The 12449-nt window shown below is 37.9% G+C and carries 10 protein-coding genes; 4 read left to right on the forward strand and 6 right to left on the reverse strand.

Annotation, left to right across the window (positions count from 1 at the left end; all coding sequences use genetic code 11):
• Positions 1-15 precede the first annotated feature (15 nt).
• Complete coding sequence (carB, locus tag BUR11_RS13210; RefSeq protein ID WP_074225463.1) at positions 16-2835, reverse strand: carbamoyl-phosphate synthase large subunit; 2820 nt, start codon at positions 2833-2835, stop codon at positions 16-18.
• A 152-nt stretch (positions 2836-2987) separates the two neighbouring features.
• Positions 2988-3473 carry a peptide deformylase gene (locus BUR11_RS13215; protein ID WP_074225464.1) on the reverse strand — a complete coding sequence of 162 codons (486 nt, stop codon included), beginning with the start codon at positions 3471-3473 and terminating at the stop codon, positions 2988-2990.
• Positions 3474-3962: 489 nt separating this feature from the next.
• Between BUR11_RS13215 and BUR11_RS13220 the strand changes: the two genes are divergently transcribed.
• Positions 3963-5192 (forward strand): 6-bladed beta-propeller, encoded by a 1230-nt coding sequence (locus BUR11_RS13220; protein ID WP_074225465.1) that lies wholly within the window; start codon positions 3963-3965, stop codon positions 5190-5192.
• Positions 5193-5331: 139 nt separating this feature from the next.
• On the forward strand, positions 5332-7242 hold the full coding sequence (locus tag BUR11_RS13225) for an ABC-F family ATP-binding cassette domain-containing protein (RefSeq protein ID WP_074225466.1): 1911 nt from the start codon (positions 5332-5334) through the stop codon (positions 7240-7242).
• 211 nt (positions 7243-7453) lie between these two features.
• Here BUR11_RS13225 and BUR11_RS13230 read toward each other — a convergent pair whose 3' ends face one another.
• Positions 7454-8170, reverse strand: a complete 717-nt coding sequence (locus tag BUR11_RS13230) for a DNA alkylation repair protein (RefSeq protein WP_074225467.1) — start codon at positions 8168-8170, stop codon at positions 7454-7456.
• Between the two features lie 504 nt (positions 8171-8674).
• Between BUR11_RS13230 and BUR11_RS13235 the strand changes: the two genes are divergently transcribed.
• Both BUR11_RS13235 and BUR11_RS13240 read left to right on the forward strand, forming a co-directional pair.
• On the forward strand, positions 8675-9304 hold the full coding sequence (locus tag BUR11_RS13235) for a response regulator (RefSeq protein ID WP_074225468.1): 630 nt from the start codon (positions 8675-8677) through the stop codon (positions 9302-9304).
• Between the two features lie 114 nt (positions 9305-9418).
• The gene (locus BUR11_RS13240) at positions 9419-9694 is read left to right on the forward strand and encodes a hypothetical protein (RefSeq protein ID WP_074225469.1); all 276 of its coding nucleotides are present in this window, start codon (positions 9419-9421) and stop codon (positions 9692-9694) included.
• 6 nt (positions 9695-9700) lie between these two features.
• Here BUR11_RS13240 and BUR11_RS13245 read toward each other — a convergent pair whose 3' ends face one another.
• The 3 genes from BUR11_RS13245 to BUR11_RS13255 all read right to left on the reverse strand — a co-directional run bounded on the left by BUR11_RS13245 (position 9701) and on the right by BUR11_RS13255 (position 12246).
• The gene (locus BUR11_RS13245; protein ID WP_074225470.1) at positions 9701-10564 is read right to left on the reverse strand and encodes a nucleoside phosphorylase; all 864 of its coding nucleotides are present in this window, start codon (positions 10562-10564) and stop codon (positions 9701-9703) included.
• Complete coding sequence (gene trhO / locus BUR11_RS13250; RefSeq protein ID WP_074225471.1) at positions 10545-11540, reverse strand: oxygen-dependent tRNA uridine(34) hydroxylase TrhO; 996 nt, start codon at positions 11538-11540, stop codon at positions 10545-10547. The genes BUR11_RS13245 and trhO overlap by 20 nt, the downstream gene beginning before the upstream one ends.
• Before the next feature lie 67 nt (positions 11541-11607).
• Positions 11608-12246: an acetyltransferase gene (locus BUR11_RS13255; protein ID WP_074225472.1), complete on the reverse strand. Its 639-nt coding sequence runs from the start codon at positions 12244-12246 to the stop codon at positions 11608-11610.
• Between the last annotated feature and the right edge of the window lie 203 nt (positions 12247-12449).

The following is a 12449-nucleotide window of genomic DNA, read 5'->3' on the forward strand; positions in this document are numbered from 1 at the left end:
TTTTTTTAATCAGGGTTATCTACTCAAATACAAGTTTCGTTCTGAGTAAATCTTCAAGAAATAATCATCCATCAGGTCATCTATAAAGTAAATCGCTTCACCAGTAGATTTCATTTCGGGCCCCAATTCTTTGTTAACATTCGGGAATTTATGGAATGAGAAAACAGGTTCCTTGATTGCATAACCTTTTTTGTAAGGTTTGAATTCAAAATCTGTTACTTTATTCTCTCCAAGCATCACCTTTACGGCATAATTTACATAAGGTTCTTTGTATGCCTTACAAATAAACGGAACGGTTCTAGATGCTCTTGGGTTTGCTTCAATGATGAATACTTTATCATTTTTGATGGCAAACTGAATGTTGATCAAACCTACTGTCTTCAATGCCAAGGCAATTTTTTCAGTATAAGTTTCAATCTGACGGATTACCAAATCGCCCAAATTGTAAGGAGGAAGTACCGCATAGGAGTCACCAGAGTGAATACCTGCAGGCTCAATATGCTGCATAATTCCGATGATGTAAACATTCTCTCCGTCACAGACCGCATCCGCTTCCGCCTCAATAGCACCTTCCAAGAAATGATCCAGAAGAATCTCATTGTTTGGAATATCCCTTAAGACTTCCACCACGTGCTCCTCTAGTTCCTTCTCATTGATTACAATCTTCATCCCTTGTCCACCCAATACATAACTTGGACGTACCAATAATGGAAATCCGATGGTCTTACAAAGTTCTAAAGCTTCGTCAGTAGTATGGACCGTTCCAAATTCAGGATAAGGAACATCATTTTCTTTCAATAAGGTAGAGAATCTTCCTCTGTCTTCTGCAAGATCCAATGCTTCGAAACTGGTACCAATGATTTTGATTCCGTATTTCTCTAATTTCTCTGCCAGTTTCAAGGCAGTTTGTCCACCCAACTGAACGATTACACCCTCAGGCTTCTCGTGCAAGATAATCTCATAAATATGCTCCCAGAATACTGGCTCAAAATAAAGCTTATCCGCCACATCAAAGTCTGTAGACACTGTCTCAGGGTTACAGTTGATCATGATTGTCTCATAACCACACTCTTTGGCTGCAAGGACCCCATGCACACAGGAGTAATCAAATTCAATTCCTTGACCTACTCTGTTTGGACCTGAACCTAATACAACTACTTTTTTACGGTCAGTTTTTATAGATTCATTTTCCTCACCAAATGTAGAGTAGTAATATGGAGTTTGCGCCTCAAATTCTGCAGCACACGTATCAACAAGTTTATAAACTCGCTTGATACCCATTTCATCGTAACGCTTATTAAATACTTCACTTTCCAAGCAACCAAGTAAATGTGCCAACTGACGGTCGGCATATCCTCGTTTCTTGGCCATATCCATAATTTCATATGGAATGGTATTCACATTATATTTTCCAATCTCTTCTTCGAGATGGATCAGTTCTTCAATTTGTCTTAGGAACCACTTATCGATTTTTGTTAAATCGTAAATTGTTCTGAATGAGATACCCAATTTGAAGGCATCATAGATATGGAACAATCGATTCCAACTTGGATTGGCTAAAGAATACAAGATTTTTTCCTGATCTCTCAACTCTTTTCCATCAGCCCCTAGTCCATTGCGTTTGATCTCAAGGGATTGACAAGCTTTTTGTAAGGCCTCTTGGAAATTTCTACCGATTCCCATTACCTCACCTACTGCTTTCATGGAAAGACCCAATCTTCTATCAGATCCTTTGAATTTGTCAAAGTTCCAACGAGGCACCTTCACGATTACATAGTCAATAGAAGGCTCAAAGTAAGCAGAGGTAGTACCTGTGATGGAGTTTGGCAACTCATCCAAATTATATCCGATCGCCAACTTAGCTGCAACTTTTGCGATTGGATAACCAGTCGCTTTAGATGCCAAGGCAGAAGAACGAGAAACACGAGGGTTAATTTCTATCCCTATGATGGTTTCGTTGTCAGGGCTAACTGAGAATTGCACGTTACATCCACCCGCAAAATTACCGATGCTATTCATCATGGTAATTGCATAGTTTCTCATGCGCTGATACACTGTATCAGGCAAAGTCATGGCAGGAGCCACAGTGATAGAATCTCCAGTGTGAACACCCATTGGGTCAAAATTCTCAATGGAACAGATCACAATCATGTTCCCGATATTATCCCTCATGACCTCCAGCTCGTACTCTTTCCATCCCATTATACTTTGCTCGATCAACACTTCATGAACTGGAGAAGCCTGAAGACCTGCACTCAATAGTTTCTCAAAATCTTCAGCTTTTTCCACGAAAGCTCCTCCTGCCCCACCAAGGGTATAAGAAGCTCTAATAATCAAGGGAAAGCCAATCTCCTGTGCAATTTCTTTACCTTGAAGAAAGGAAGTAGCAGTATCACCTTTACAGACACCCACTCCAATTTTCTTCATCAATTCTTTAAACTTCTCACGATCTTCTGCAGTATCGATGGCATCGATATCTACACCGATCATACGAGTATTGAATTTTTTCCAGATACCTGCTTTCTCACAATCAATTGCCAAATTCAAGGCTGTCTGACCACCCATGGTAGGTAAAACTGCATCAATATCCGGATGCTCTGTCAAAATCTTGATAATGGATTTTTTCTCCAGTGGAAGCAAATACACGTGATCTGCTGTCACCGGGTCAGTCATGATGGTGGCAGGATTGGAATTGATCAATGTCACGATAATTCCTTCTTCTCGAAGGGACCTAGCAGCCTGGGAACCAGAATAGTCAAACTCACAAGCTTGACCGATGACGATGGGACCAGAACCGATAATTAATACGTGCTTGATGCTACTGTCTTTTGGCATTACAAAAGGGGAATAGAGAGATGAAATTACTTACGTCCAAATTGGGGCAAAATTAGAAAAAAATTCCCGAAGGGGAAGGATAAATCCAGATTAAAATGGAAAAGTCACCTCAATGAGCTCAACAAAAGTGACTTATCAATTGAAACTAAAGATCATTCTTTCCATCGAAAGCTTTTCTGGTCAATTGCACGCATGGTACATAGAATTCCATCCAAATGATCATACTCGTGCTGAATCAATTCAGATTCGGCTCCAGAAACCTTCCATTCTTGTTCCTTCCAATGTTCATCCCAGTACTTCAACGTCAAGGACTGATGTCGACGCACCTTGACCACAAGGTTCGGAAAACTCATGCAATCATCCCAAAGCTCAAACTTTGATTCACTTTTGTTTTTTAATTCAGGATTTAAAATTACATAAGGCTTATCCAGATTAAGATAAAACATACGCTTCATAATTCCCAACTGTGGTGCAGCGATTCCTCTTCCAAAACCATAGACTTTTCGGATATCTTCCATGGCTTCATGGAGCTGATGAACCCAATTCGGAACCTGGTTTAATTCTGATTCTAATACAGGCTCACATATTTCATAAAGTCTAGGATCTCCTAGTTTGAGAATGTCGTGGATAGTTTTCATAGGTTAAATCTAACATTCTTAAAAAATCACTTACCCAATATTGGGTATTTTTCAACTAGAAAGTGAATTTAAATGAATTTCTATTTGGACTATAATAATAATAATAACATGTTAGTAAAAGCTAACTAGTTGGTTAGTGCTCTTGGCCAAGGGGATTTTATTTTAACCAAAAATTTAATAAAAAAAGTAATTTTAGGAATTTCGATGTTAGTATTTCCGACAATTTTATTCTTTCCCTCTTTTTCGGCTCATGCTTCAGGAGTTTATTATATGCAAAATATTAAATGGCCACTTGGTGGTAGTGTATATAGATGTAGGCCAGGAGGTAATGAATCTTGTGATGTTTCAGGTCAAAAACATTGTGATGAAGTAACTCCAATTACTTAAAGTTCAAAATGATTGATATTGTCAAAAAAGTTAACCTTTTGGCAGTCTGAGCGAAGTTGAAGGCCTAACTATTCAATTTATGCCATATTTTAACTTCGCTCATTGTTACTAAATATTCTTAAAAGAACCTTAACTGTTTTTATAAGGCACCTTCTTTTCACTTTAGGTTTTTCACTAATCACAGCTTGTTTTATTTCCTGTGAAAATAACAACAGTGAACGCAATTCAAGTGAGTTAATTGTTGTCATAAATCTTAAAGACTCAAAAAATAATAGATTATCTGAAGCTTTTGAAAGCATCTCTTATTCAATTTTAAATGCTCCTGATTCATCGCCGCTCGTAGAACCCTATCTAATGAAATTTGATAATGAATCGATGTATATTCAGGACTTTTATACTGGCCATATCCATAAGTTTGATAAGAAAGGTCAGCCTCAATTTGTTTACCAAGCGACAGGTTCGGGACCTGGAGAATTTAGGCAATCGGATTACTTTTTTTTGGAAGATTCAACAATTACCATTTTGGATAGAGTCCTAGGTAAAGCTGTGACTTACGGTCCATTTCAAAATTTAATTTATGAGGAGAAAATCACCAAAAACATTCCCATGTTTGAAAAGCGAGGCAATCGAATGCTTTATTTCATGAATAATCGGAGGGATGGTACTGAATTCAATTTTCTTCTTTATGAAAATGAACAGGTGATAGGGGAATGGGAAAGAATTAGACCAGGATTTGAAAAAGCTCAATATGGAGACAATAATGGTTTCAACCAAGATTTTGACGGAGGACTTGTTTTCCCGATCCCATATTCTACCGAGGTATTATTCTTTGACAATCATCTAAATCGCACTCAAAAAGTAACATTTGATATCGGTGATGCACTAGTTGATAAAACGGATTTTGTTAGACTAAACAATATGAGTCGAGATGATTACCAACAATTCATCCGGGAAAAAGAATTAGTAGAAGGCATTTCTCTATTTTCAAAACTTGGACCGTATTACTTTCTATCCCTTCAGCAGTACTATAAAGGAGTCCATTTAATTTTTATGAATAAGGATTTTAAGGTTTTAATCCAGTCTAAAAGTTTGGAGAATGATTTGGATCAGATGCTAATAAGAGGAATCCCATGGACATACGATGAAGATAAACTTATTTTTATGATCAACTCGGTTTATTTTTATAATGATTATATCAAAACATTTTCTGGCAAAAAAGTCACTGTGAAACCGAACAATGTTCATGATTTTTTTGAGAAAAATCAGAATCTTTTAAAGGAGGATAGGTATGTCCTGATTTCGCTGAAGATCAAAAGCCAAATAGAAAAATAATAATTTATCTACTCATAATATTTATGCAACTCATTATTGAACCACAGGAGAGCGATAAGTTTTCGAATATTTTAATTACTATAAGGGGAATATAATTGGTCATGCCTATACTCCCTTTCCTTTTCACTACTTTTGCGGCATGAATTACCTTTCGGTCGAAAACCTAAGTAAAGCTTTCGGGGAACGCAAGCTTTTTTCCAATATCTCTTTTGGCATTTCCCAAGGACAAAAAATCGCATTAGTCGGCATCAATGGTGCAGGTAAATCCACCTTGATGAAAATTATCATGGGTTTAGAAATCCCAGACACAGGAAACGTAGCTATCAATCAACAGGTAAAAGTGGCCTACGTTCACCAAAACCCAGTTTTTGAGGGAAGCCTGAGCATTTACCAAACGATATTCGATCAAAGTAATTCTGAAGTGCTGCAAGTCATTGAGGATTATCATAAAGCCATGCTGGAAGCAGAAAGAGGCATTGATAACTCCGAAAAAATGGCAGGTTTATTTGAAAAAATGGATGCATTTCAAGCCTGGGATTTCGAATACCAAGTCAAAGAAGTGCTTGGTAAATTAGGCCTCCACGACACTGATATACCAGTAGGTACTCTTTCTGGAGGTCAGCGTAAGCGAGTAGCCTTAGCAAAAGCAATCTTGGAAAAGCCTGACTTATTGCTTCTCGATGAACCAACCAACCATTTGGATTTGGATACCATCGAATGGCTAGAAGATTATTTATCAAAAGCGAATCTTGCCCTTTTTATGGTCACTCACGACCGGTATTTTCTGGAAAAAGTCACCAATGAAATATTGGAACTAGACCAGGGGAAAGTTCATCGTTACCTAGGTAATTACGGTTATTTCTTGGACAAGAAAGCTGAGCGAATGATGCAGGAAGACGTGGAGTTGGAAAAAGCGAAAAGCCTTTATAAAAAGGAGCTGGAATGGATTCGTAGACAGCCTAAAGCCAGAGGAACCAAAGCCAAATACAGAGTAGACGCATTTGAGGAAACGAAAGAAAAGGCCTCTCAGAAGAGAGAGGAACGTGACATCCAACTGACCGTGACTACCCAGCGTCTAGGAAATAAAATCATCGAAATCGAAAAGATGCAAAAGTCCTTTGGAGATAAAACCATAATCAAGGACTTCTCATATACCTTCAGAAAAAAAGACCGTGTAGGGATTGTAGGACCCAATGGAGCTGGAAAAACTACTTTCCTTAATATGATTACTGGACAACTTGAACCAGATGCAGGAAAAATCTCGATAGGACAAACGACTGCTTTTGGCTATTACAGACAGGAGGAAAGCTCATTTGATGAGGAAAAACGTCTGATTGATATTGTCAAGGAAGTTGCCGAAGTGGTGAATATTGCAGGAGGTGCAACAATTACTGTTTCTCAGTTTTTAACACAGTTTGGTTTCCCTCCAAAGCAACAACATACTCCTATTGCAAAATTAAGTGGAGGAGAGCGCAGGAGACTTCAATTATTGATGGTTTTGATCAAGAATCCAAACTTCTTGATTCTCGATGAACCTACCAATGACCTGGATTTGATGACCTTAAATACCCTGGAGGAGTTTTTGGATACTTTCCCTGGCTGTTTGATCATTGTGTCCCACGATCGATATTTTATGGATCGATTAGTCGAGCATTTGTTTGTTTTCGAAGGTGAAGGCGAGATCAAAGACTTCCCAGGCAACTATACTGATTTCAGAGAGTGGGAAAAGGAGAATAAGAATCAAGATTCAAGAATCAAGATTCAAGAACCTGAAAATAAAGTTGCCGAAACTAAAGTTGAGGCTTCGACTCCCCCCAGCCAGACAAAAGTAAAAGCAAGCTATAAGCAAAAGCAGGAATTCAAAAAAGTAAATACTACTATTGCCAAGTTGGAAGAAGAAAAAGCTAACATCACAAATAAAATCGCTGCTGGAATTGAAGATCATGAAGAATTGATCAAGCAGTCGAATCGGATTGCAGAAATAGATGCTGAGTTAGAGGAGTCAGAATTGACTTGGTTAGAACTCAGTGAATTGGAGGGAATAGAATAAAGCTAAAGAGAAATAAGCTTCCCTGGGATACGCCTGTGGCGAGATAGGCTTCGCGAGATAAACTTGATTTTCATATTAACTACGAAGCTATCTTACTAAATATCTGCTCGAAGAGCTATCTTTTTAAAAAATTAATATTTGTCTGAGGCGCCAGGGGCTTCGACTCCGCTCATCCTGACTTTTTCAGATTTCTGATTTTAAACTTCTGACTTCAAACTCTTCCTTTCAAAAAATCCTGCCTTACTTCCTCGTCAAATTTTTCGATGGCATAGCGTAAGGCGGTTCTTGGCATTTGTCGGTAGTGCTTTTTCAAAAACACATATTCGACTTTAAAATCTTGATTTCCAATTTCACGAAGCATCCATCCTACAGCTTTATGCATGAGGTCATGGGGATGATCCAAGAATTTTTCAGCCAAGGCCAATGCATCCTTAAACTCTCCTCTTTTGATCCAATAATAGGTACTCACCATGGCTACTCGCTGACTCCAGAGATGATTTGTTGCAGCCAATTCATAAAAAAGCGATTTGTCTCGATTCAAATAATAATGACCCAAAATATGATGGCATGAACTATCGACCAAGTCCCAGTTATTTACCCATTTTAAATTCGATAGATAAAAGTCAACCAATTTCTTTCGCTCTTCATCAGATTTAAGTTTCTCATAGCGATAGACTAAAATCAAAACACCCGTCAAACGAACTTCATGGTATTCATCTTGAATCAAGGTCTCAATTTCATCTAGGCTTATGTCTTTGTATACAGACTTGGCTATTTTCCTTTGCTCTGGAACCTTAACTCCTAAGAATTTATCTCCTTCCCCATATTCACCTGGTCCTGATTTGAAAAATCTCGGAAAAAAAGCAGCTTTTTCTGGGATGGCCTTATCCTCCAAAGCTGCTTTGATTTGTTCAACAAGTAAAGTCATTCTTTAAAGTTAGGAGAAGATTGATTAAATATCATCGCCTACTCCTCTTTTAACTCTTTGAAACGATAGGTGTAGGAAGAGGAACTAATCCTGGATTCAAGATTTAATTTACGTAATTGGTTGAATCATTCCTCATTAATCTCAATTCTGAAATTAGGCGTATTGAGGGTATCAATTACATTCTAACTGACTGTGGCTTTATAATCTTTTGCAATGGCTCATTTATTTTGCTTATATGGACATCAAAAATCCATAAAACGTAAACCACATGATTCTAATTACCTAGTGCCCAAGTAATAAATTGATTTAGCTATATTTAAAATTAGATCTACGTATTATTTTAAAAATGGAAGGCATCTGGAAAGGATCTGATAATTCTGAATAATCTAATGATTTCTAGAGCCTCGGTCTAAAAACAATAAAGAAAAGAGTTGCTTCAATAAGATTAAAGCATCAAAGTAATCCGCCAAATAGTAAAGGCCACCAGTTTAAGTTTCATTACCTATGTCTAAGCCAACAGTAGTCATTGCAGACGATCACCCTTTGTTATTGAAAGGGCTCCAGGAGTTTTTGGAGGAAAATAATATTGATGTCTTGGACTCTGCTAGTAATGGTAAAGATGCCTTAGAAAAAATCCTGAAGCACCATCCACAACTGGCGATTTTGGACATGGAAATGCCTCATTTTTCTGGGCTAGAAATTGCTGCTCAATGCAAGAAACTAAAACTTCCCACCAAGATCATTTTATTGACACTGCATAAAGAGTTGTATTTGTACCACCAAGCCAAAGAGCTGAATCTATCTGGTTATATTTTAAAGGAGTTTGCTCTAGGAGAATTATCCAAAGCCATTGAAACCGTTTTAAATGGAAATCATTTTTTTAGTGAAAAAATTTTTGAAGACAAAGAAATTGGCAATTTGGATTCGGAACAGACCCAATTAACCCCTTCCGAAAAGAAAATTCTAAGGCTAATTGCCGACGGACTTTCTACCAAAGAAATCGCAGAGAAATTATTCATCGCTGAACGAACTGTGGATAAGCACAGAAGTAATATGATTGCAAAGCTTAAACTGGAAAAAAAGCACAATTCCCTACTTCTATGGGCACAAAAAAATAAAGATATCATCAATTGAAATAATATTTTTTGCATTTCACATTTTTAAAAATAGGTATTAATACGTATTGAGTACTGCTGATTTTTGATCTAGTTTTGATATATCAAATCAGTTAAACCAACTTTTTACGTCATGAAAATATCCACATCAAAAGGAAATTTTAAAATCATTCAAACTGTCAAGAATCAAGACGAACTTCTAATTCTTGGTTCCTGGAATGATCTTGTAAACAACTTTGAAAGCAGCCGAATATTTTTAGTAAATAAGCCTGATAGCTTGTTTGGCATTTATGTGTGCAAACAAGAATGTACAGATTTTTTAGGCGAGCTGCTTTTGTCAATTAACTATAACGAATGGGAAGATTTCAAATTGGGTGAAGTGAATTCTTATCGAACGTATTTAGCGTAAGGGTGATTATTTTTTAACAAGCAACTTCAGAGCTGCGCGGATCAGGGAATCCAAGGTTTTTTCAGCCTCTTTATCAAACTCTTTTAGTATTCTATTCGCAACAATCGCATTAAGGCTAAGCACCTGATGCCCCAATAAGGCCCCCATGGCATAATATCCAGCCGTTTCCATTTCAAAATTAGTCAATCGTTCACCTTCCATTTCCATTGCTGCCAAGCGGTCCAGCATCTGATCAATTACTGGTTTTAATTTGACTGTTCTTCCTTGAGGTGCATAAAAACCTGGACAGGTTAAAGTAATTCCTTTCAAAAATTCCGGTCCAAGCCTTGATAGTAAATTTGAGCTAGCCTCAGCTTGATAGGGCGTAAAGCCTAATTTCAATTTTTGGCGGATTGCTTCTCCCCAGACTTGAGGACTGTTTAACGTAGGGTAAAACTGCATCAATGTATCCATCCCTACTGCTTTTGAAGAGGCCAATAAGGAGCCCACAGGAATATCCGATTGCATTGCACCAGAGGTGCCAATTCTAACTATCTGTAGACTTCGGTGGGTGGGATTGAGGGTTCGGGATTCTAGGTCAATATTAACCAAAGCGTCGAGTTCTGTCATGAAGATCTCGATGTTGTCAGTCCCCATCCCTGTACTCATGACTGTGACTCGCTCTCCATCAATCCTTCCAGTATGGGTCACAAACTCTCTTTTTCTAGTCTGAAACTCAATCTCATCAAAATACTGGGAAACCAGAGGGACCCTGTCTGGATCACCTACCGTAAAAACAAAAGAAGCCAGATTTTCTGGCTTCAAATGTAAATGATATACGCTTCCATCAGCGTTTAGTATTAGTTCGGATTCAGGAATTCGTTGGCTCACCCTCTAATTTAGTAATTTGATTTTTATTGCCAGAACGTTTCAAGCCTTTATAAGGATTATATCCATTGGTATTCTTTTGGTAATAACCCGTTCCGTCATAGGTTCTTTTTTCAGGATGATCCTTGCATTCATCCGAACATGCACCTTCCATTTTCCAACCACATTCTTCACAAATCGCAACATGTGCATTACAGCTTGGGTTGGCGCAATTGACCATTCTGTCGGAGTCAGTACCGCACACATGACAAGTTGAAATTACTTTTGGATTCACCTTATTGACATCCACTGCGATCCTGTTATCAAAAACATAACATTTCCCTTCAAAATCTTCTCCTCCAGCTTCCATTCCATACTTGATGATCCCTCCATGAAGTTGGTATACATCCTCAAAGCCTTGCTCCAATAAAAAAGCCGAAGCTTTTTCACACTTGATCCCTCCAGTACAATAGGTCAGTACTTTTTTGTTTTTCAAGTGTTCCAGTTCCTTTACTTTTTCAGGAAAATCCCGGAAGTTATCGATATCCAAGGTTAGGGCATTTTTGAATCTCCCTAATTCATGCTCGTAGTTAGACCGTACATCTAGTATGACCACGTCCTCCTGATCTTTCAATTTTTTAAACTCTTCCGGATCTAGATGTTTTCCAGTTTTGACATTTGGGTCCAAATGTCTTAGTGCAGAATGAACAATTTCAGGCTTATACCTTACATGAATCTTTGTAAATGCATGCTTGTCGTGCTCATCGATTTTAAATTCAGTTTTGGCGAATCTTGGATCAGCATGAACATAAGCCATGTACTTTTCACAGTCTTCTTTCAGGCCGGAAACTGTACCATTCAAACCTTCATCGGAGATTATGATTCTACCTCGGATGTTGTTTTCTACGCAAAACAAGTGATGCTGCTCCCGGTATTCTTCAGGATTTTCAATCTTGGCGTAGCAATAATAAAGGAGGATGTAATAATTGTTGTTTTCCATAACTAGAGCCCTGTTTCGGCAGGGTGTTTAAGGATGTATGATTTGTACTATAAATTAAAAGGCAAATTTAAGATTTAATTTTTGCAGCTGGGTTACCAAAAACCGTTTCATTGTCTCCAACAGAAGAAATTACTACTGAACCGGCTCCTACTCTCGCATTTTTCCCGATGGTCACACCTGATACAATTGTCACTCCGGAACCAATAAATGCTCCTTCTCCTATGGTTACTTCAGAGTTGATAATAGAGCCTGCTCCAACTTGAACAAAATCTCCCAACTTCGCTTTGTGATCAATGATCGCACCTGTATTCAAAATACAATGTTGACCGATCTCTACTCCTGTTCCTACAGTTACTTTGGCATTAATAAAGTTTCCATGACCAATAACAGCATCGGTAGAAATATAGGCTGTTTGATGTATAGCATTGATAGGCTGAACCTTTCTTCGCTCGTTCAACAATTTCACAAGAAATTTTCGATACTTGACATCATCTACAGCCACAAAAGCTTCCGCTTTTTTCCCTACTAGCTTTAAAAACCCATCGTCTTCAGGATTTCCTAAAACAGAAACGGTATTGATTTCAGTGCCATGAAGATTTTCATCTTCATCCAGAAAACCATATACCACGACATCATTACTGTTAAATATTTCAAGAGCGGGATGAGCAATACCTGTTGCTCCCAAAATAATTACTGGTTTTTCCATAGTATTTTCCTTTTCGGACTGCAAAAGTACGGTAAATCATATCCTTACGCAAAAATCATTTGCTGTCTCTCATTACCAAACTCTGGGCGATTTTAAATTGAAGACACTCCTTGGGTTGGCAATATTTTTTGTATAAACCCAGCATCCCCTGGGTATCAAAGACATTGGAAGGAATCCAATTGGCAGTTTGGAATTTCTTAACA

Source organism: Algoriphagus halophilus (assembly GCF_900129785.1).
In the GTDB taxonomy this organism is placed as follows: Bacteria; Bacteroidota; Bacteroidia; order Cytophagales; family Cyclobacteriaceae; genus Algoriphagus; species Algoriphagus halophilus.

Excerpts from the sequence above, each read along its gene's own strand:
- BUR11_RS13225 (WP_074225466.1), top strand. The coding sequence starts at position 5,332 with ATGAATTACCTTTCGGTCGAAAACCTAAGTAAAGCTTTCGGGGAACGC.
- BUR11_RS13230 (WP_074225467.1), bottom strand. The coding sequence starts at position 8,170 with ATGACTTTACTTGTTGAACAAATCAAAGCAGCTTTGGAGGATAAGGCC.
- BUR11_RS13240 (WP_074225469.1), top strand. The coding sequence starts at position 9,419 with ATGAAAATATCCACATCAAAAGGAAATTTTAAAATCATTCAAACTGTC.
- trhO (WP_074225471.1), bottom strand. The coding sequence starts at position 11,540 with ATGGAAAACAACAATTATTACATCCTCCTTTATTATTGCTACGCCAAG.
- BUR11_RS13215 (WP_074225464.1), bottom strand. The coding sequence starts at position 3,473 with ATGAAAACTATCCACGACATTCTCAAACTAGGAGATCCTAGACTTTAT.
- BUR11_RS13255 (WP_074225472.1), bottom strand. The coding sequence starts at position 12,246 with ATGGAAAAACCAGTAATTATTTTGGGAGCAACAGGTATTGCTCATCCC.
- BUR11_RS13235 (WP_074225468.1), top strand. The coding sequence starts at position 8,675 with ATGTCTAAGCCAACAGTAGTCATTGCAGACGATCACCCTTTGTTATTG.
- carB (WP_074225463.1), bottom strand. The coding sequence starts at position 2,835 with ATGCCAAAAGACAGTAGCATCAAGCACGTATTAATTATCGGTTCTGGT.